18 protein-coding genes and 1 riboswitch are annotated in these 21,683 nt (G+C 40.0%); of the genes, 14 read left to right on the top strand and 4 right to left on the bottom strand.

What is annotated here, in order from left to right:
* Positions 1-26: 26 nt before the first annotated feature.
* Both IHV12_RS09680 and IHV12_RS09675 read right to left on the bottom strand, forming a co-directional pair.
* Positions 27-881 (bottom strand): TIGR03943 family putative permease subunit, encoded by an 855-nt coding sequence (locus IHV12_RS09680; protein ID WP_197190728.1) that lies wholly within the window; start codon positions 879-881, stop codon positions 27-29.
* A gap of 15 nt (positions 882-896) precedes the next feature.
* Entirely contained in the window at positions 897-1,808 is a 912-nt protein-coding gene (locus IHV12_RS09675) for a permease (protein ID WP_197190727.1), read from the bottom strand.
* A gap of 206 nt (positions 1,809-2,014) precedes the next feature.
* Between IHV12_RS09675 and IHV12_RS09670 the strand changes: the two genes are divergently transcribed.
* Positions 2,015-2,842, top strand: coding sequence for a VanW family protein (locus IHV12_RS09670; RefSeq protein ID WP_197190726.1), 828 nt, complete (start codon positions 2,015-2,017; stop codon positions 2,840-2,842).
* 93 nt (positions 2,843-2,935) lie between these two features.
* On the opposite strand, the gene IHV12_RS09665 is transcribed toward IHV12_RS09670, so the two are convergent.
* Positions 2,936-3,346 (bottom strand): hypothetical protein, encoded by a 411-nt coding sequence (locus tag IHV12_RS09665; protein WP_197190725.1) that lies wholly within the window; start codon positions 3,344-3,346, stop codon positions 2,936-2,938.
* Positions 3,347-3,530: 184 nt separating this feature from the next.
* Between IHV12_RS09665 and corA the strand changes: the two genes are divergently transcribed.
* The 13 genes from corA (at position 3,531) to IHV12_RS09600 (ending at position 17,056) form a co-directional block, all read left to right on the top strand.
* Positions 3,531-4,484, top strand: coding sequence for a magnesium/cobalt transporter CorA (gene corA, locus IHV12_RS09660; protein ID WP_197190724.1), 954 nt, complete (start codon positions 3,531-3,533; stop codon positions 4,482-4,484).
* Positions 4,485-4,548: 64 nt separating this feature from the next.
* The gene (locus IHV12_RS09655; RefSeq protein ID WP_197127012.1) at positions 4,549-4,980 is read left to right on the top strand and encodes a general stress protein; all 432 of its coding nucleotides are present in this window, start codon (positions 4,549-4,551) and stop codon (positions 4,978-4,980) included.
* A gap of 107 nt (positions 4,981-5,087) precedes the next feature.
* Positions 5,088-5,609, top strand: coding sequence for a hypothetical protein (locus tag IHV12_RS09650; RefSeq protein WP_197190723.1), 522 nt, complete (start codon positions 5,088-5,090; stop codon positions 5,607-5,609).
* An 85-nt stretch (positions 5,610-5,694) separates the two neighbouring features.
* Entirely contained in the window at positions 5,695-5,916 is a 222-nt protein-coding gene (locus IHV12_RS09645) for a hypothetical protein (RefSeq protein ID WP_197127014.1), read from the top strand.
* 89 nt (positions 5,917-6,005) lie between these two features.
* On the top strand, positions 6,006-6,653 hold the full coding sequence (locus IHV12_RS09640; protein ID WP_197127015.1) for a nitroreductase family protein: 648 nt from the start codon (positions 6,006-6,008) through the stop codon (positions 6,651-6,653).
* A 239-nt stretch (positions 6,654-6,892) separates the two neighbouring features.
* Positions 6,893-8,002 carry a hypothetical protein gene (locus IHV12_RS09635; RefSeq protein ID WP_197190722.1) on the top strand — a complete coding sequence of 370 codons (1,110 nt, stop codon included), beginning with the start codon at positions 6,893-6,895 and terminating at the stop codon, positions 8,000-8,002.
* A gap of 176 nt (positions 8,003-8,178) precedes the next feature.
* Positions 8,179-8,294: riboswitch (SAM riboswitch) on the top strand.
* Positions 8,295-8,478: 184 nt separating this feature from the next.
* The gene (locus IHV12_RS09630) at positions 8,479-10,269 is read left to right on the top strand and encodes a PLP-dependent aspartate aminotransferase family protein (protein ID WP_197190721.1); all 1,791 of its coding nucleotides are present in this window, start codon (positions 8,479-8,481) and stop codon (positions 10,267-10,269) included.
* 158 nt (positions 10,270-10,427) lie between these two features.
* On the top strand, positions 10,428-11,417 hold the full coding sequence (locus IHV12_RS09625; protein ID WP_197127018.1) for an aliphatic sulfonate ABC transporter substrate-binding protein: 990 nt from the start codon (positions 10,428-10,430) through the stop codon (positions 11,415-11,417).
* Between the two features lie 22 nt (positions 11,418-11,439).
* Positions 11,440-12,285: an ABC transporter permease gene (locus IHV12_RS09620; protein WP_197127019.1), complete on the top strand. Its 846-nt coding sequence runs from the start codon at positions 11,440-11,442 to the stop codon at positions 12,283-12,285.
* A gap of 15 nt (positions 12,286-12,300) precedes the next feature.
* The gene (locus tag IHV12_RS09615; protein ID WP_197190720.1) at positions 12,301-13,032 is read left to right on the top strand and encodes an ABC transporter ATP-binding protein; all 732 of its coding nucleotides are present in this window, start codon (positions 12,301-12,303) and stop codon (positions 13,030-13,032) included.
* Complete coding sequence (acsA, locus tag IHV12_RS09610; protein WP_197190719.1) at positions 13,029-14,720, top strand: acetate--CoA ligase; 1,692 nt, start codon at positions 13,029-13,031, stop codon at positions 14,718-14,720. Before IHV12_RS09615 ends, acsA begins: the two co-directional genes overlap by 4 nt.
* A complete protein-coding gene (metX, locus tag IHV12_RS09605; RefSeq protein ID WP_197190718.1) occupies positions 14,713-15,795 on the top strand; it encodes a homoserine O-acetyltransferase MetX in 1,083 nt (360 codons plus the stop codon). Before acsA ends, metX begins: the two co-directional genes overlap by 8 nt.
* Positions 15,782-17,056: a homoserine dehydrogenase gene (locus IHV12_RS09600; protein WP_197190717.1), complete on the top strand. Its 1,275-nt coding sequence runs from the start codon at positions 15,782-15,784 to the stop codon at positions 17,054-17,056. Before metX ends, IHV12_RS09600 begins: the two co-directional genes overlap by 14 nt.
* Before the next feature lie 249 nt (positions 17,057-17,305).
* Here the strand turns inward: IHV12_RS09600 and IHV12_RS09595 are convergent, their stop codons facing one another.
* On the bottom strand, positions 17,306-21,409 hold the full coding sequence (locus tag IHV12_RS09595; RefSeq protein ID WP_197190716.1) for a phosphodiester glycosidase family protein: 4,104 nt from the start codon (positions 21,407-21,409) through the stop codon (positions 17,306-17,308).
* Positions 21,410-21,683 lie beyond the last annotated feature (274 nt).

The following is a 21,683-nucleotide window of genomic DNA, read 5'->3' as shown; positions in this document are numbered from 1 at the left end:
AACCGGACGTAGATGTCCGGTTTTTCTCAGTATCCTCGATATACATATTCTTCATTTGGTTTCTCGATTTCCTTCCAGTCCTTCACTTTTACATAAGGGATATCGGCTTTAAATGGTTGATAATATTGGGTTTCTATACTTCCCTCAATCTCGATCCATTTGTCATTAGGAAATGTTGTACCTTTTGGAAATTCCACCATCATGCCAAAAACGCCAGAATCGGCAATACAGTGAATGATTCCAAAACGTAGAAGAAAAAGTTCGTTTGATTTAGCAGCTTCGTCTTCTGCATTGTAAGTAAACCCTTTAAACTGAACATCCTTCCCGAGAAAAATACCAGGTTTATAATAGATACTCTCCATGCCTTTTAGATAGTTCTTATCGTTCAGCACAACCTGATTTCCTTTAGTAAAGGGCTTCAGTTCTTTATCCATGATTGAATTATAGCTTTCTTTTCCATAATAAACACTTGTATCAGGCTTTAGAAACTGATGCTCACCAAAGTCCCCTTCGTTCTCAAGGCCTTTAAAGTGGAACCCTTTTGTTTTTACGGTTTCAGAGTCAAGAGAAGCGATAGGAAAGAATAACCCGGAAATGATCGGGAAAATGAGTATGCTGTTCACAGTTACATTCTTTAGACGGGAAGGTTTCTTATGATGATCATGACCACAATCAGGGGTGCATGAATCATCGTGTGCATGTTCATCATCATCACTTTTCCCATAAATGTAGAACTGAACGAGCGTAAGAAAGCCAAGAATAAATATGGCTGAGAATGAAATATACGAATACTTCATGTTAATGTACTTGCTTATATCACCTGTTGCATGCAGATGCATGAACAAAAAGGTGAATCCGATCAAAATCAAGATTCGAATCATGGATGTGCACCTCCCTTATAGAAATAGAGATCCGAGTAGAACAAGGATCGTAATATATACAACAAGGCTAACCACTAGTTTTTTCTTAAATGCAGCTAGCATCATCAGGACGTTCTTCACATCAAGCATCGGACCATAAACAAGAAACGCAACGATGGAACCGATGGTAAACGTGCTTTGAAATGAAGACGCGATGAAAGCATCAGCCTCTGAACATAGAGAGAGTATAAACGCTAGTCCCATCATCACAAGAGAAGATGATACTTCACCTTGCCCGATTTCAAGAAGTGTCGATGTTTTCACGTACGTTTGCATACTCGCTGCAATCAATGCACCGATCACTAAATACTTTCCGACAGAGAAGAACTCTTCTACAGCATGTACGAACGTACCTTTCAATTTGTTATAAAAAGAACCTTTTGTTGCTGTAACTGTTGCTGCCATTTCGTCGTTAAACGGTAGACGGGAAACAGCACCTATTTCATTCTTTAGTACTTTTACATTTTTAAATTGAACGGCGAGAATAAAACCTAATAAGACAGCAACAATCATGGCCAGTCCACCTCTGTAGATCATGACATCCCATCTGTTGCCGAATGCAACATACGTCGAGAATAATACGATGGGGTTGATGATCGGACCGGTAAGCATAAAAGGTATAGCCGCAAAAACAGGAACACCTTTTTCGATCAGCTTTCTTGTGATTGGAACGATTCCACACTCACATGCGGGAAAAATCGCACCTAGAACAGCTCCAAACAAAACAGCACCTATCTTATTTTTGGGCATGATGCGTGCCACCATCTCCTCAGTGACAAACATCTGTATGACACCTGCAATGAGAACACCAATAAGAACGAATGGAAGTGCTTCGATGAGGATGCTTATAAACACGGTATTCATCTGTAAAAACGATTTGTCGAGCATCCGATAATTCCTCCAAATCAATAAACTACCTATCATCATAAAATATAAACTTTATGAAGTAAATTTTTATTAAGTAATATCCACACTATAACGCAAAATCCACAGGAAAATAAATGGTAAATGAAGAATTAGAAGATAATGGGAAATGGGGTCTGACCCCAAACAATTTATTTCCCATAATGAGATTGAGCAAAAGGAGTAAATAAATGAACCATTTTGACCTGCGCCCGAAGCGGCGTTCGGCTTTTCGAATCTCGCTAGGAAAAAAATATTATATGTTTAAAAGGTATATAGAATGGATTACCGATGAAAAGACTTATGCCAAAACAAGGAAGAGCGAACAGCTACCATTTGTTCATTTTTCGCATCAGACTATTCTTCTTCGCAAATTAAAAGATGTAGACATGTGGTATCAGCATAACAAAGTTAAAAACCTGAGGATTGCTATCAAACAGTTAAACGGAACCGTGATCCAGCCTGGGGAGACTTTTTCTTATTGGAAAAGCATAGGAACGACAACACGCTCGAAAGGGTACGTAGATGGTATGGTTTTGTTTTACGGAAAGTTTAAGAAGGGAACCGGGGGAGGGCTTTGTCAGCTGTCGAACTTAATTTATTGGATGACGTTGCATACTCCGCTCTCTGTAACAGAGCGACATCGTCACAGCTATGATGTGTTTCCAGATTCGAAACGCACCCAGCCGTTTGGAAGCGGAGCGACTTGTGCTTATAACTACCTAGACCTTCAAATTAAGAACACGACTAATCAGCTATACCAGCTTCACTTATATTTAACCGATACTCATCTCGTAGGAGAATGGCGGACAGACCAAGAACCTTTGCTATCGTATCAAGTGTATGAAAAAGAACATTGGATCACACCGGCTTACTGGGGTGGATATTTAAGGCATAACTCCATTCATCGCAAAGTTTTTAACCGTCAAAGAAAAGAGATCGATGATGAATATGTAACAGAGAATCATGCCATCATGATGTATGAACCATTACTAGAAACTAGTCAAAAAGAAGCGTAGTAAAAACCCTTGGCCGTTTTAAGGCTAAGGGATTTTTAAAGCATACAGAAATACTGTTTATTGCTAATAATTTTTTAAATCGATCTATTTCTTCTAATGTTGAACAGGGTTAAGGTCAAAGATAGTTTCTGTTTCGTTAGCATATGGGTTCCAGCCACCATCAATATGTAGTTCTTTATTATTTTTTTCAAATCTCAACATAAACCCTCCCCAGCCTTCTATAGAAGCTTGTTTAAAAACGAGCTTCCAGCCATGACTAGGTAGAGAGTCTCTATAAAATTCATAGATATCATACCAATGGTTACCCTTCATCAAGTAATGATGTTCTTGAAATTCTAATCCTTCATAAAGAGGAAGGTCGTTGCGCTGCTCGGGAACTATTGAAACCGATGAGTAACGATCTTTCTTCACCACATATTGATAAATCGTGACACTTGAAAATACCAACAAAACGAAAACAAAAGATATCACGATCCTCTTTTTCAACACGATCGCTCCTTTCATACATAACTATAATAAGGAAAAATACAGCTTGTTTATTAACCATTTAGTCGACCGTTTTTTTATTGTCAAAATAAAAAGCATAGCTTATTGTATATAAATGCCGCATTCCTATTTAAATGTTTCAAATCACTGATAAAAGTTAAAGAAATTAGGGAAATGATAATAAGAGAAAGAAGGTGTAATCATGGTCCGAACAATCGCTATCATCGATCATAAAGTAATCATTAATCCGCCGTTTAGACAAATCAATGAAATGAAGCCTGATTGGTTCTGGGTGGATTTTGACTGTCCGACATCAGGTGAAACCAATTTATTGCGCACTTTTTTTGACTTCCATCCTCTTGCTGTTGAGGACTGTGTGAATGCCTTGCAACGACCAAAGGTTGAATTTTATGAAGATCACCTGTTTTATGTGGTGCACGCTCTTGACAAAAAGACACTCGAAGCAACTGAGGTTGATATTTTCACAACGAAAAACTGTGTTGTCACTTTTCATAAAACAAACGTACCAGAGATTGATTTTGTGTGGAATTATTTAAGTAGACTAGAGAGTGTTCCGCCTGAACTAGGTAAAAATGAACTCGTTCACAAGCTTATGGATAAACTGGTAGATATGTATTTTCCTATCATGCATGAATTAGAAGAACGAGTAATTTCTATTGAAAGCAATGAAGATGACGAAGCACCTAAAATCATTAACCAGATCTTTGATATAAGAGGAGACCTATTAACATTAAGAAAAACAGTTGTACCTATGCGTGAGTTGCTGTATCGTATGCTCGAGTCAAAACGAGTAGGTTTAGATGCGGATGAAAGATCCTATTTTCATGATATATACGATCATCTATTGCGTTTGACAGATATGATGACATCAGCCAGAGAGATGACATCAGATATACGTGATAATTACATCTCTCTTAACTCTTACCGTATGAATAATATTATGAAAACATTAACTGTAATCACAACTATTTTCATGCCGTTAACATTTATTGCAGGTCTGTATGGAATGAACTTTGTAAACATGCCAGAGCTGCAAACAAAGAATGGCTACTTCTATGTACTAGGTTTCATGGTCTTATTAGGGGGAATTATGTCCATTTGGTTTAAGAAAAAAGGTTGGTTCGAGCAGGATTGAGTTTCGTTTAAAAAATGCTTAACAGGGGAACCTACTTGTAAAGAACCGTTTGGAGGGAAACCAAATGAAAAAAGATATTATCGGTACATATTTAAAAGAAGAAGAAGCGGTTGGCGCAATCAAAGCTCTCGTCGAAAAAGGATATCATCCATCTGATATTTCAATCGTTGCGAAAGATGATGAGATGGTTGATCATGTTGCCGACGAAACACATGTAAACGAAAGAAAAATTACTGAAGATGATGCAGATAGTGCAACATATGGTACGATTGCTGGTTTTCTAACCGGTATTGGCGGAGGGATTGCAGTCCCTGGCCTCGGAGTACCAGGTATCGGACCACTTCTTGCAGCTGGACCTTTTGCTTCCATGTTTGATCATGATGAAGCGGATATGAAGGAAATTCTTCAAAACATGGACGTTGCTGAAAGTGATGCGGAAAGTTATATGCAAGATTTACAAGATGGTAAGATCTTAGTTATGGTTGAACGAAAATAAAACCACGATTTAAAGGGCACCTTCAGAAGGTGTCTTTTTTATTGTTTTGAAACTTTTTCCAGTACTTAATCGTATTTATATATATAAGATATGTGGGGTGTTAAAACATGGAGCTCTTCTTAAATGTGTTTTTTGGAATCTTAATCGTGATAGGAATCATTGCAGCCGTTTATTACCTTTTGAAAAATGTGAAAGACAAAAAAAGAGCTGTTCCGGTCTATGGACTTTCTTATAGTGGAGAGTATACACAGAAAAACTTTTGGACGCATGAGATTATGATTGTGGTCATCATCACACAAGGATTCGGTCTGTTGAAACTTTCGATGCCTGTTAATGTTTTAATGATTTGTTTACTGGTGTTCCTAACACTGCTTTATTTTACTCAAATATGGCGCGGTGCAATCGGCAAGAAAGGCGTTGTATCGGCAACAAAATTTTATGATTGGAATCAGATTGATTCAGTGGATTGGATCACGGGACTTCAAGCTGAAAACCCAGGGTATCCAAGCTGGGGTTTAGTTCGCTTTCATACGGGTGAAAGATATGTAGAATTTGTAATCAAGAAAAAAGCTGAGGATGAAGTGCGTTCGTTTGTTGAAGAGCGTATGAATCTTGCAAAAGCTAATTAGTTATGCAAATTTGTTTTAAAGAATAAAGGTATTCTATCTTTTCCTAAGAATATGTTAAATGTAAAAGGGAAAAGGTGGTTTTACCATGAAGCCATATGTGAAAGCAGGTTTAATTACCGCCGGGTTAATCGTTCTGATCAGTACCTATCTGCTAGGAATGTATGTTGAGAAGTTAAATGTTCAAAAAGAGTCACTTAATATGGATCCTATCCATATTGTAAGTGTATTATTAGGAGCTTCACTCATTTTAATCGGATTAAGAATAAAAACTAAAAAAGAAATTGAACCAGAGAACAGTGCAAAATAGGCACTGTTTTTTTACGTATTTTGTAGAGAGTTCCAATCTTTTGTATAATACATTTAGAATATCTAATACATGTGCCAGAGGAGACAATCATGAAATACGAAGATTTTAAAGAAATCGTGCACGGCAGAAGAAGTGTCCGAAAGTTTACGGATGAAGCAGTTGCTGAAGTAGACATTCATGAAATCATGGATTGCGCCCGCTATGCGCCGAGCGACACGAACTCACAAACGTGGGAATTTATCGTGATCCGAAACAAAGATAAAGTAAAGAAAATTGAAGAGATGACGTGGGATGCTATTCATAAATTGGCTGCAAGAGCTGAAGAGAACGGCAAAACGAAGGAAGCGAAATTGCTGACGCGCTCTTTCGGCCCTTATGCAACGGCGTTCTCTGGAGCACCTGTGCTGATTATCTGTTTAGCCACTCCTTACGAATCTAAGTTTCGTGAAAAAATATTTGATCCGATCGAACTTGCCGAAGAATCAGTCTGGGAAGAAGAAGGAATCAAGAGCAGCTGCTTGGCGATTCAAAACTTGATGCTCGCAGCCCATGCGCGCGGACTAGGGACTTGCCCGATGACTGGTCCCGTATTGCTTGCGCAAGATGCGATTCGAGACTTTTTAGAAATTCCGTCTAAGAAACAGATCAACATGGTTATTTCACTAGGACATCCACAAGATCAACCGAAAAAACTCGCAAGAAAAGCTGTAGAAGAAATCGTCACATATGTAGATTGATGACAATTGGTTCTGTAAAATTCTTAAAAAGCTCGTCCAGCGGCTGACAAGCACACTGGACGAGCGCCATATGAAAAGCGCAAGGATCACCGCTTTGAAATGCCCCCTTGAACCCCTCTCATACCCCTCTATAAGACTTCAGACCTACAATTAATCTTAAGAAAAAAGGATTTTTTTCGACATATACCGAATATATGTTTCATGTAACGTATTTTCAATTATAGAAAGAGGAACTTCTTATGAAAGAGACATTTGACTTGATTGATTATGCACTGCAAAAAAGTGGATTAGAGGAACTTAAAGATCCGACTCAGGTTCAGTATTTAGGTGAAGGGGCTTGGCATCTTGCTTATCTTGTTCAGCTACGCACTGGAGATGCTGTGGTTGTTCGTTTTCCGAAAACAGAGGCGTATGGAAAGAACGTTGAGTTTGATGAAGAAACCATGCACTCAGAATATGCAGCGACTAGAGCATACTATGAGCTAGCAAACCAAGTTAAACCAGGAATCTGCCCTGCCTTTTTCAATTATCATGTAGAAAAAGGCAGAACGTTTACCGTGGAATCTTATGCGGGAAAAGCAATCAAGCTAGATCAACTAACGGTTGTAGAAGCGTTTCATATTGGAGCGGAAGTTGGTGAGTTCTTTCGCAAGATGAATACTGCACATCATGGCTTAAAAGGGTTTGGTTATCTCTCATGGAACGGTAAACATATTGCAGGCAAATTTCAATCAGATGTTTCAGAATCTATGAAAGAAGAAAACAATGAATACATAGATGATTTCAAGAAATTTATAGAAACGTATGAGGGGGCCATTTCTTCATCAGCTTTAGTAGACCTACAAGCTTGCATGGAGGATAGAGAGATTACGGATCATACGGTTGTACTTACTAATCAAGATACATCTCCAGAGAATATATTGCTGCATTCAGATGGCACTGTCTGTTTGATTGATCCTGTACCAATCTTATATAGCGGAGATTCGCTTGCTGGGAATTTTCTTAATAATTATCGGACGTTGTTTCCAACATTTTTTAATGCACCGCGTTATGCACGACATGAATTTGATCGCTTTGAAGACCGTTTGAAAAGAATAGCTGACGGATTTTTAGAAGGTTATTCTAACGGAGATCTAGATGTAAAGCGTCGAGTGAAACAAGAAGAGTTTATTCAACTTACGGATCTAACTGTAACTCATTGGCAACTACTTCAGATTGATGAATTATCGTCCGAACAGAAAATTCGTTACGGAGAAAGAGAAGCCATTGCCAATCGAATAGCGGAACTTGTAAAAAAAATCGAAGAGTTTCAATGGTTTGATGAAAAAAGTGGAACAAAGTTAGCATAACCGGCATAGCATGGGCATAATCTTAATTCAAAGCTGACAGTTGAACACTCATTCATTTGTATAACTTTTATGATTTTTCAAAAAACGGTTGACTTTCTAAAACATCTTACTCTATAATCCTATTCAAGAACAAAGTAAACATCAGCACGTTAATGTGTTAAACATAATTTGAATATCTCTTATCCAGAGAGGCGGAGGGACTAGGCCCGATGAAGCCCGGCAACCAACAAACCACATTTGGTTTGGAAAGGTGCCAATTCCTACAGATCTTTTTTGATCTGAAAGATAAGAGGAGGACCAAAACCCTCTTCTTAGGAAGGGGGTTTTTCTTTTTCCCCTTATCATACTTCAAGCACAAACATCACTTAGTCACTTATTTCATTTTAAAAATTGAATATAGCAAAAGGGAAAAGCATTAATCTTTATCCCTAGTTTTCCTATAGATTTTATTTGAATAATGAGAAGGAGCGATTATAATGACAAAATCTTTTGACGGATACGATATTGAAACATTGCTATTACATGGGGGCCAAGCGCCTGACCCAACGACAGGATCACGAGCGGTACCTGTCTATCAAACTACTTCCTATGTTTTTTCTGATACAGACCATGCGCAAAGCCTTTTCGCGCTTGATGAGCCAGGAAACATCTACAGCCGAATCGGAAATCCAACTGTTGATGTTTTTGAGAAAAGAGTTGCACTTCTAGAAGATGGTGTTGCAGCTGTAGCTACTTCTTCTGGTATGTCAGCTATCGCGCTTGCCATCTTAAACATCGCACACGCAGGAGACGAAATTATTGCAGCTACGAATCTATACGGAGGTACTTACAACCTATTTTCTACTACTCTTCCGAAATACGGAATCAACGTAAAGTTTGTTGATGCAGAGGATCCAGAGAACTTCCGAAACGCGGTTACTCCAAACACGAAAGCATTTTTTGCTGAAACGATCGGGAACCCCAGTCTTAACGTATTAGATATTGAGGCAGTGGCAGATATTGCGCATGAAAACGATGTACCTCTAATTATCGATAATACATTTGCAACACCATATGTCACAAAGCCAATAAGCTTTGGAGCGGACATCGTAATCCACTCAGCTACAAAATGGATCGGCGGACATGGAACCGCAATTGGCGGTGTTGTAGTGGATGGAGGACGCTTTAATTGGAATTCAGATAAATACCCAGGATTCACTGAGCCAGATAACAGCTATAACGGATTAAGATACGCGAATGATTTTGGAACATTGGCTTTCGCGACTAAATTACGCGTTCAGCTTTTACGAGATTTCGGAGCTTGTTTAAGTCCACACAATGCATTTCTCCTTCTACAAGGTTTAGAAACACTGCATCTACGAGTGGAAAAACATGCGAAGAACGCACAAGAAGTAGCGGAGCATCTGGAAAAACATCCAGCAGTAGATTGGGTTTCATATCCTGGTCTTTCTTCGCACAGAAGTCATGAGCTTGCGAAAAAATATTTAAGCAACGGTTTTGGTTCGATCGTAAACTTTGGAATTAAAGGCGGGCGTGATGCAGGACGTAAGGTCATTAACAACATCACATTATGGTCACATGTTGCAAATGTTGGTGATGCAAAATCATTGATTATCCACCCTGCTTCTACCACTCATCAACAGCTGAGCGGAGACGAATTAGTAGCAACAGGCGTAACAGAAGAACTAATTCGGTTGTCGATCGGACTTGAATCCGTAAAAGATCTTACGAATGATCTTGATCGTGCGATACAAACGGCTACAGGAATCGGAGCGGATAAAACAGAAATCACGATTAATGACGAAGGTGTCATTCGTTGGGCATTGCAATCATCACTTTATAGAGCAGTTGAGAATGGACAGGAAATTCAACGACCTAAGACGCTAGCGATCGTGGGACTCAGTTCCAATCCTGCAAGACCTAGCCATCGATTAGCTAGAAAGATGCAGCGACTTGGCTATAAGATCGTTCCTGTTAATCCAAGAGAAACCGAAGTGCTTGATGAAAAAGCGTATCCAGATTTAAAATCCATTCCGTTTCCGATAGATGTTGTTCAAGTATTTAGAAGTCCAGAAGCAGCGATCGAGCTCGCAAAAGAAGCAGCGGTCACACAACCAAAAGTGTTCTGGCTGCAAGAAGGTGTCATCTCACCAGAGGCTGCAAAAATCGCGAAAGAAGCTGGTATTGATGTGGTGCATAACAGATGCACGTATAAAGAAGCACAACGACTAAGAGGTACCATTTCAACGTATGCGTGTGAACTTTAAAAATAGAGATAGCCGATTCATTTTTAGGTTTTGCTTTAATGATTCTTTGCTTGTTGATTGTAGTGCAAGGTGTGAGACTCCTGGAACGGGAGTCAACGACTTTCAAGAGTAACTCAAAAAATAGCCATACAAAAAGAGAGAAACGTGGAGGGAAATACATGATGAAGATTTGGCAAAAAGCAGCACTGGCTTTAAGCATAGCAGGCGCTTTAGTGTTAGCGGGCTGTTCCAGCAGTGCTAAAGAAGGTGAGAAGCCGGAGAAGATTAGACTTGATTATGCCTTTTACTCTCCAACAAGTCTAGCACTCAAAAAGTTTGGCTGGGCAGAAGAGACATTCAAAAAAGATGGCATTGAAGTGGAATGGGTTCAGAGTCAGGGAAGTAATAAAGCGCTCGAATTTTTGAATTCAGATAGCGTTGATTTTGGATCGACAGCTGGTGCCGCAGCTTTAATCGCAAAAGACAAGGGTGCTCCGATCGAGTCAGTCTATATCTATTCTCAGCCAGAATGGACAGCACTTGTCGCGGCAGATGGATCAAAGATTAAAGATGTAAAGGATCTGAAAGGTAAAAAGATAGCGGCGACGTTTGGTACAGACCCGCACATCTTTCTACTCCGAGCACTTGCAGATGCCGGCCTTTCTGCAAAGGATGTACAAATCGTAAATTTACAACATGCAGATGGTGCGAATGCTCTATTAAAAGGGCAAGTGGATGCTTGGGCTGGATTAGATCCACATATGGCGAGAGCAGAAATCGAATCCGGTGCTCAATATATTTACCGCAATCCAGATTTTAATACGTATGGCACGTTAAACGTACGCTCTGAGTTTGCAAAGAACCACCCGAAACAAGTAGAACAAGTCATTGAACTTTACGAAAAAGCAAGGAAATGGACGATTGAGAATCCAGAGGAAGCAACAAAACTTTTATCTGAAGAAGCGGGGATTAAAGAAGATGTCGCAAAAAAACAACTGCAACGAAACAACTTCGAGGAACCTGTTCCAGGATCACAGCACGAAAAAGCTATATCGGCTGCAGGCGAAGTTCTCCAAACAGAAGAGATTGTCAAAAAAGATACTAACATCGAAGATCTTGTAAAGAAATTAATCAATCCGAAGTTCGCAGAAAAAGTAATCAAACAATAAGGAGAGAGAGGAGGAAGTGTCGATGATTTCTGAAACACATAAGTGGAAAGTAGCACAGAGAGCTTCCCCTCAAAAGCTCTCATCATCTAAAGGCATATTCCAATTAGGTAGAGGAATTCTTATTGGTTCTATCTTGCCTATCATTTTATTAGTTGGGTGGGAAATAGCAGCTAGAATGGGACTACTAGCTGCGCACCTGCTGCCTGCACCAACCATTATTTTAGAGAAAATAATTAGCATGTATCAAGATGGCTCCCTGTTTGGTCACATCTCTATTACACTGACCCGGGTATTCTTAGGGTTTGCGATTGGAACGGTAGCGGCGGTCGTGATCGGTGCGATTGTTGGTTATGCAAAAACAGCAGAAAGACTTTTAGATCCGTTGTTTCAAGCGATTCGTTCTATCCCTTCTCTTGCCTGGGTACCACTCTTTATTCTTTGGATGGGGATTGGCGAACCTTCTAAGATTTCTTTAATCGCAGTAGGTGTATTCTTCCCTGTCTATTTAAATATTGTGGCAGGGATCCAAGGGGTGGATCGTAAGCTCATCGAGGTAGGAAGAATTTATAAGTTAACACCTTATCAGCTAACGAAACGCATTATTCTGCCTGCTGCATTGCCGTCATTCATCACAGGTATGCGCAGCGGCTTAGGTTTAGGGTGGATGTTTGTAGTAGCCGCAGAGCTTATGGGTGCAAGTGAAGGATTAGGCTATCTGCTTGTGGTAGGTCAGAACACGTACTCACCTGATACGGTAATTGCGAGCATCTTGCTATTTGCAATCTTAGGAAAGATAACGGATGCCGTACTAAAATGGATCGAACGCCGTTCGTTAAAATGGCAAGATAGTATAACCAATCAAGGATAGAAGGAGGGGAAACAAATGCTGAATGTGAATCGTTTAAAACGTACGTTTAATCATGACACAGCTGGGTTTCAAGATATTAATTTTTCTGTACAGGAAGGGGAAATCATTGGAATTCTAGGAACGAGTGGCTGTGGGAAAAGTACATTGCTTCGCGTGCTATCAGGACTTGATAAACAATATGAAGGGACGATTTCGATAGAGAATGGATCGAACAACCAGATCGGTATGATGTTTCAAGAACCTCGCCTTCTTCCATGGTTGTCTGTAAAGAAAAACATTTCATTCGGTTTGGAAAAAGAAAAAAGGAATACGGATAAATATAAAACGTATCTGGATCTAGTAGGATTAACGGATTTTGAGAACCATTACCCGAAAGACTTATCAGGGGGGATGGCACAGCGGACAGCAATAGCAAGAGCGCTTATCACTGAGCCTGAGATTCTATTATTAGACGAACCATTCAGTGCGTTAGATGCTTTTACAAAAATGCAGCTTCAAGATCTTTTATTATCCATATGGCAAAAAAAGAAAACGACGATGATTTTAGTAACTCACGATATTGATGAAGCACTTTATTTATGTGATCGAATCTTTATCTTAAAAGGGCAGCCAGGTGAAGTGTATAGCGAAGTTTCAGTGGAAAAACAAAAACCGAGAACCCGCGGAGACGCTTACCTCTCTAAACAAAAAGCACACATCTTAAATTTACTAAACGTTGAAAAGAAAGCAGCAGGTGAACAGAAATGACAAAACTAGCCACCATTCATCCAGTCGAAGGAAATCATAATATTTCAGAAGACCAAAGGGATACAGCATTTTCTTGGGAAACTTTTATTAAAGAATTCAATAGGCGAAGTGATGGTAAGACGAATATGGCGTATGAATGTGTAGACCGTCATGTTGAAGAAGGAAGAGGTGAGAAAACAGCTCTTCACTATATTGACGACTCACAGGATATTAAAATTCGTTATAACGAGTTAAAGAAAACGACTGATCAATGGGCGGCGGTTTTGAAAAAGCATGGTGTAAAGAAAGGAGATTTTGTATTCGTATTCTTGCCAAAACACCATCATTGTCATATCGCAATGTTAGCTGCTATTAAGTTAGGTGCGATCGTGGGTCCGTTATTTGAAGCATTCATGTCAGATGCTGTAAGAGACCGAATCAATGATTGTAAAGGAACGTTCTTAATTACAGATGAAGAGTTGTATAAGCGAGTACCAAGAGAAGATATTCCGAGTCTTCATACGGTTTTTTTAACAGATGCTGAAGGAGAAAACGGAGAAATCTCGCTTCCAAAAGAATTGAAGAATGTAGAGAACACTGAGAGTCAGATTGAGTGGGTAGATCCTGAACATGGTTTAAACATCCACTACACATCCGGTTCTACTGGAAAACCTAAAGGAATCATCCATGCTCATCGAGCGATGGTTCAGCAATATCTTACAGGCAGATGGGTGTTAGATATTCAAGAAGATGATGTGTATTGGTGCACGGCTCATCCTGGATGGGTGACAGGAACAGTGTATGGCGTTTTTGCACCATTATTAAACGGAGCCACCATTGTTGTTCACGGTGGGCGATTTAAAGCAGAAACCTGGTATGAAACCTTACAAAAAACAGGTGTCACAGTATGGTATAGTGCACCAACTGCGTTCCGCATGTTGATGGCAAAAGGAAATCAGCTTCCAGAACACTATGACCTTTCAAAGCTTCGTCATATTTTGAGTGTAGGCGAGCCATTAAATCCAGAGGTAATCTTTTGGGGTAAGAACGTACTTGGTAAACGAATTCATGATACATGGTGGATGACTGAAACTGGTGCGCAGCTTATCGTGAACCTTCCAACAGAGCCGATCAAGCCAGGTTCGATGGGAAAAGCTTTTCCTGGAATAACAGCAACTGTATTGGATGAAGAGGGAAAAGAATTGCCTCCGTACGCTGTAGGACATTTAGCGATCAAGGCCCCATGGCCAGCAATCATGAGAGAGGTTTGGCAGAACCCTGAAAAATATAATTCTTATTTTAGCTGGGGTGAATGGTATGTTTCTGGAGATCTAGCCATAAAAGACGAAGATGATTATATCTTTTTCCAAGGACGTTCAGATGACATGATTAATTCTTCAGGAGAACGAATCGGACCATTTGAAGTTGAAAGCAAGCTGATTGAACACAAAGCAGTGGCCGAAGCTGGAGTAATAGGCAAGCCTGACCCTATTCGCGGAGAAATCGTGAAAGCCTTCATCGTGTTAAAAGATGGATTTAGCGAGAGTAAAGAGCTTTTGGAAGAAATCCGAATCTTTGTTAGAGGTGAGTTAGCTGCACATGCTGCACCTCGTGAAATTGAAATCGTGGAAGAGCTCCCTAAAACAAAGATCAGCGGAAAAATATTGCGAAGAGAGCTGAAAGCCCGTGAGTTACAAAAACTTGCTTGAGACCACGAGAAAGATAGGGAAGATAAGAATCGGTGACTTTGCTTTAGAGTCAGGTAAGATAATCCTAAATGCAGAACTAGCTTTTGAAAAAACGGGAAACCCAAAAGGTCCAGTTGTCTTACTTTGCCACGCGTTAACTGGAAATCAGTATGCATTTGGTGAAGAGGAAGATCCAGGATGGTGGCGTGGATTAATTGGTCCTGATCATTATATCGACACAAACCAATTTCAAGTCATCACATTTAATGTGCTCGGAGGATGCAGCGGTTCTACAGGTCCAGCAAGTACAAATCCTGAAACCGGAGAAATCTATGGAAAGTCATTTCCTTTTGTAACGGTAAGAGATATGGTTCGCGCACAGCGACAGGCACTTAGCATTTTAGGAATTCCAAGACTTCTAGCCGTCATGGGGGGATCTCTTGGCGGTATGCAGGCACTTGAATGGGCAGTGCAGTTTCCATACTTTTTAGAAAAAGTATTTATCTTTGCGGCAACTCCCTTCTTAAGTGATTATGGAGTTGCCTATAATAGACTCGCTCTTCACGCGATAGAAAGTGATCCTGTTTATAAGAGCGGCAATTATAAAGGCGATGATAAATTGACAGGTTTGGAGATCGCACGTATGGCGGGCTTATTAACGTACCGCCAGCCTAAATTATTTAACGAGAGATTCAATAGAGAGATCAAAGAAAAAGATGATGAAGGTAAACCGTTCTTTCAAGTAGATTCTTATCTTACGTATCAGGGGGAAAAGTTGACGAAAAGATTCGATGTGGATAGTTATGTTTCACTTCTATACGCTATGAACGCTTTTGATATTGGGGATAAGCTCGGTGGCTGGGAGCGGGCAGCATCACAAATTCAAGCTGAAGTTCATGCTTTTGGTTATGAAGGGGATCTTCTATATCCACCTGAAGTGATTGAGAATTTTGTTAAACATACTAGATTCGGAACCTACTATTCTATAGAAACAGACTTCGGTCATGATGGATTTTTAGTTGAATTTGAAAAGTGGGGACCACATGTGAGGGAAGCATTGAGACAAGAAGGGAGGCTGCAATATGGCACCTATTAAAGCGGCGCTGCTAGGTTTTGGAACAGTTGGCCAAGGTGTATATGAAGCGCTGAAAACACATAAAGAACAGCTTCAAGCCGTGCTCGGTCAAGAAGTTGTGATCGAAGGAATCTTAGTAAAAGATGGATCGAAAAAACGTGAAGTGGATGATCATGTTTTAATTACTACTGACTTTAATGAAATCCTCAATATTGAAGGATTAGAGGTCGTGTTTGAAGCAATAGTGGGAGAAGAGCCTGGTTTTACTTACTTAAGCCGCGCTCTTGATAAAGGTTGTCATGTAATTACAGCTAACAAAGTCATGTTTGCGAGACATGGGAGAACATTGCTTGATAAGGCGGAAACACTGAAACGCTTTGTGGGATTTGAAGCGACAACTGCCGGGGGAACTCCGATTATTCGCAGCATCTCGCAGCTTCTTCAAGTAAATGAGATCCATACAGTTGAAGCTATATTAAACGGTACATCCAACTACATTTTAACGAATATGAGGGAAAAAGGTCTTCCCTTTCATGATGTGTTAAAGTCTGCCCAAGAACTTGGGTATGCAGAAGCTGACCCGGCAAGTGATATAGAAGGTTATGATGCTTTTTATAAGTTAATGATTCTTAGCGAGTTGTCGTTTGGTGAGACGCCGAAATGGGAGGACGTAGAACGAAAAGGAATAACAGAAGTAACTGCTGAGCAAATCTCTGTGTTTAAAGACTGGGGATATAAGGTGAAGCATTTGGCGCGGATCCGCCGTGACAGCGACCAATTCATTTCATCTGTAAAACCCGTGTTGGTCGATGCTGATCATCCATTGTACGGAGTGGAAGATGTTCAAAATGCTATTATGGTGGACACGAGCCTAGCAGGAAAAGTTACGATCCAAGGAGCTGGTGCAGGAAAACTTCCAACAGCAAGCGCCATGGTGGAAGACTTGACTTATGTGCTTCAGCCTCGATCTTTATTAAGAAAGAAAAATTCAGCTACTATTGCTGAAGAAGTAAGTAGTGAAGATACAAATACGACGCTTATTGGAGAATATGTTGTCATTGGCTCTTCTGTAGGATTTCATGGAACAGATGAAGTAGAGATCTTAAAGCAAGAAGTAGAAGGTGATCTTGTTTATTTGTTGGTCGAGTGTCAGGTAAGTACAGCCCTTTTGTTAGAGGAAAATCCGGACCTTGTTGTTTATGAAGTAGCAGGAAAGGTGAGGAAGACAGAGGGAAGGGCTGAGCAAAAAGATTCGCTGCTAAAGAAAGTGATCAATTTATAGAATGAGAGAAGTTTGCTTCATCAAGTGTATTAGACGAACATTGCAGAGTGGCTCCTGCAATGTTTTTTAGTGTGTGGGTTTTGTAATGCCGCTAGCATAAAAGTCTGTGAGCGAGCATAAAAGTCTGTGACCGAGCATAAACCTCCGTGAACGAGCAAAAAGCACAAATCATACACAAAAATTAAATAAGCTGGATGAAAGGTCATCGAACAACTGCTTTCAACCAGCTTATTTTCTTATTTACTCCTATTACTCTTCACTATAATCCTCGTTTATTACCGTGAACTCATCAATCAACTCTCCATCAGAAGAAATAGTCGTAAATGTAATTTTGTCTTTGTTTACTTTTGCACGCATGGATACAGCGATGTTGTCCATATTTACAAACTCGAATTTTTCATCTGCTACAGCGTCATAATGTTTGTTGCCTGTTGTTCCAGCTACGACATAGACGGTTCCGTTTTCATCTTCATTTCCATCTTTCAATTTCTTTGTCCGGCCATAACTATGGTCGTGACCCGAGAAAACAAGGTCGATACCAAGTTCGTCAGCTACAGGAGGTATCTTTTCTTTCATGATCTCGTTACCGCCGAACGGGTTTGTATAATATGGGGGTTTGTGAGTCACAAGAATTTTCCAAGGTTTATCAGAACCTTTCATATCCTGTTTTAACCACTTAAGTTGTTGGTTCAGTACCTTTGCATCAGATGTGTATCCGAGTACAGCAATATACAAGTTATTATAATCTACTGAATATGTTCCGCCTTTATCAACATTTGGTCCGTTATTTGGTAGATTGAAGATGGATTTTGCTAGAGACGCATCAGCATCTCCCATGTACTCGTGATTTCCAAGGGCAGTGACTAAATCAGTAGAACGAATCTTGTCATAACTGCTCAATACAGCTAACGAATCATCCCATTGATGAAATTTGGAAGATTCATCAATTAGATCGCCAACATGAACCATGAACGATAGATTTTCTTTGTCTAGATCTCCTAATATCTTGTTGAAATGAGACAGATCAGAGGGTGATTGCGTATCGCCTAGGACTGCAAACTCAAAGCTCTGTTTTCGCTTTAAAGTAGTAAATTCCATGAACTCTGACCAGTGCTCACCATCACCAACACGGTAAATATAAGTGGTACCTTGTTTTAGTTTCTGCAGCTTCACCTCATTTACACGGATTATTCCATTCTTAGTTAGGTCTAGTTCTCCAGAAAAGACTTGATCACTTCCCCTTGCTTTTTGAGTCTTTAGTGTAGAACTGCCTTTACGTTCAAAGTCTTTCTTTTTAGCGTATTGAACAATTGCTGATTGTTTTCCAGCATGAGGACTAGACATCCAGGTTAAGCCTTTCGTTTTATAAGGATTGCCAGTCGGAGTCGAGATAATATTCTTGAATTCAGTTTCAGTCGCAAGCGCTGGGTATGTTTGTGTATTGACCTTAAAGGAATATTTACCATCTTTTACTGCATATAACGTGATTTTCTTCACTTCATCTGAGAAAGAATCAACCATTATCTTTCCTTTACGATCAGTTTTCCCTAAGGAGACAGGATCTTGCTCACTAATATGCGCAAACAATTCAGCATTTACAACGGGCTCTTTGTTACTATCATTTACAAAAAGCTTTGTTGGTTCTCCAATTAATATTGGATCATGTGTCAAGCTGATTGCAGATTTAACAGGAATACGAACGGGCTTGATCGAAAAACTTGAAATGAAATTCTCTGCTTTTGGCTGACTATAAACTAGGTTTCCATTAATTATTTCATATTTTAGTTCGCTGTCTTCTTTTGTAGAAGCAGGAATATCTATCTGAATCGTTGCAGCATCTGCAGTTTCAGAAGTCTCACCACTATTGATTAGATTGAGAGTTAAGATACCAGTCTGTGAGTCGAAGTTTGTTGTGCTCGACTGAAAAGCTTCTGAAAATATTACATCTTCAACTGGAAATTCTTTATCCATCTGCATTTGAATAACAGCAGAAGTAATATCATCGAGCTGTGTCATTTTTACCTTGAGATTAAAGGGATCGCCTAAATAAGCTTCTTCTCGTGACTTGACTAGTACAACCTTTGCGGATCCAGTATTTACTGAAAAATAACTGGTATGAACAGCTTGGTTTCCAAATTTATCAGGAACGATCAACGTTACTTTATGTGTTCCATCAGCCCAACGATACCCACTTAATGAGATGGAACCATCCATGTCATAAGAAAAGTGACCTTCTGCATCTTCATAATTCTTACCATCTACGATCATACGGATCTTGTCCCAATCAATGCCTGTTTTAAACAAATCATCTTCATATTCGTTTACTCTTGCCGTAATGGTTACTTCATCTGTTGTGAAATTCTTGTCGTCCGTACTAACAGATTGAATGACAGGAGGGTAGAGGTCATCTACCTTTTCACCGTATACGGCACGTATGTTATCCACATAGATGGAACCTTTTGTCATTGGACCGGTAATACCGGATTTTGTAGACATCAAACGAATCGTTTGTGTTCCTGATAACTTGAACGGTCCTGTAAATGAGGAGGGAATATCAGCTTCGATGTATTTCCAACCTGTCCAGTCGATTCCGGGATCTTCACTTGTCAGATTTATCGTCTGATTCTTACCGTTGCCATCCACGATCATCATTCTCAACCAATAGCCTTGTGCTTCAGGAGTTCCGTACACCCACATGCCTATACTTGAAGGAATACCGTCGATAGGAGTATGTGCTCCAGGTCCAGCATAAACACCGAGCGTCGTCCCTGTTTGAGCACTTGAAAAATCAAAATCAAGTTTGAGCGACTGGTTGTCAAAACGAACTGGGTCTGGGAATTCAGAAAGTGCTAGCGTTCCATTTTCTCCACGACCGGCAGTGGATGTTTTCCAACTGCCTAATGTATCCTCAAAATTATGAAGAACGATAGGAAGCTGTCCAACCGCTACATTTATCTGTGCTTCAAGAGAGGTTCCGTTTAGTCGAGCCGTGATTGTTCCTTTTACGTTTTGATCTCCAGTATGAAGTATGCCTCTTTCATCAATAGTTCCCATACCATCAGGGATCTCAAATGTAATGTCTTGCGTGTTCCATCTTACATTCCTTTTTTCGAAACTGGTGATGAGATTAATCTCTGCTTGGCTGTTTTTAGCAACTGTCAATTCAGAAGATGTAAAGTGCATTTCGTTAGGTGTTTCAATCTCAATAATACTCTTGCCAACTTCATGACCATCATGCTTTAAAAGAACGTGAAACTGTCCAGTTTTTCCACTCGATACAAAAATACCTTCATTATTGATGGTTCCATAAGAAGGTTCAGACACTTCCCACGTTAAACCTGAATTTGGGAGTGGGGCAGATGCTTTAGACTTGTCCATTCCTTTTGCGTCAAAATGAATCGTTGAGCCAGGAGTGAACGATATGTCGTATGGATCGATGTGCGCGGAATGGAAGACACGATCAGAAGGCTCTTTTGTAACAACAAGCCAAGAGTTGGCAACACTTCTTTCATTTCTGTCAGAAGGCTGATTGTCTACTTCTAATACATCATCACCTCGTTTACGAGTCGTAAAAGTAGAGGAGCCGCCTCCGTCGAGGTTAAGAGCGTGAACAGCACCATGATCAAGCATTAATTGAGCTAGATCTTTCATGGAAATACCTGCTGAATAAGGTTCTTGTCTCCCGTCGATGACAACAAAGAAAACATCACCGTCTTCTTTAATGCCAACTGCAGTTCGAGGCTCTTTATCCTGACCTGTTTGAGGAGTTTGATAGATTTGACTATTCCTAACGAGGATGGCGTTACCGCCGAGAGCCTCTTGAAGGTCTGTTTTAATCGATTCATAATCTGAGGGGTTACCGATAACAGCACTACCATCCTTCTTTATGCCGAAAAAGTTCCACGATCGTCCGCTTGTCCCTTTTATTGAGCGCCCTTCTTTATAAACAACGCCATGAGGTTCACCTGTTGCCATGTTATAAAAATCAGCGTTTACGGCTGCAACCACTTGGTGGTTTTCTCCATTGGCCGCGTTCGCTTGTGCTCTCACAGGCTGTAAGCCAAATGAATCTCCATCATTAGGCGTCCCGGCTTCAATGGAAACGTTTGGATTATGTACATCGACTTCTACTACGTAACTCTCAATCTTCTTTCCTTCTTTGCTTTCAAAGCTGTAATGCTTTTCTTCTACACCAGGTGCGAGGTTTGCCCGGTACTCATTAATGGGGGTTTGTACAACTTCAGAAACGAGATCGAACTCACCTAAAGCAGAGGTGCTAATGGGTGTTAATGTACTGCTCACGAGACTCAGGGCAAGGGCAGAGGTTAATAGATTTTTCCAATTAATTTTCATCTTTTCCTCCTGTAAACATTATTTTGATACAAGGGTTTTGGTGTACAGGTTTACAATAATGGAAAAATATTAATTTAATGTTAGTATTTTGTAATATGTGTTTATAGTTATACTAGAAAACTAAAGTAGTTGTTACAATAGGGCAAAAGTTCTCTTGTAGCCATACATATAAAGACCTGCACTCAGACGAGCGCAGGTCTTTTCTCTCTCTAGGTTCTCTCTCTCTGTTATCATACGAGGGGTTGTTAAAGCAAAAGGTTTTCATGCAATTGAT

Source organism: Fictibacillus sp. 7GRE50 (genome assembly GCF_015903875.1).
GTDB lineage: Bacteria > Bacillota > Bacilli > Bacillales > Fictibacillaceae > Fictibacillus > Fictibacillus phosphorivorans.
Note: the sequence above shows the minus strand (reverse complement) of the source record. Positions and strands in the feature narration are given on the sequence as shown.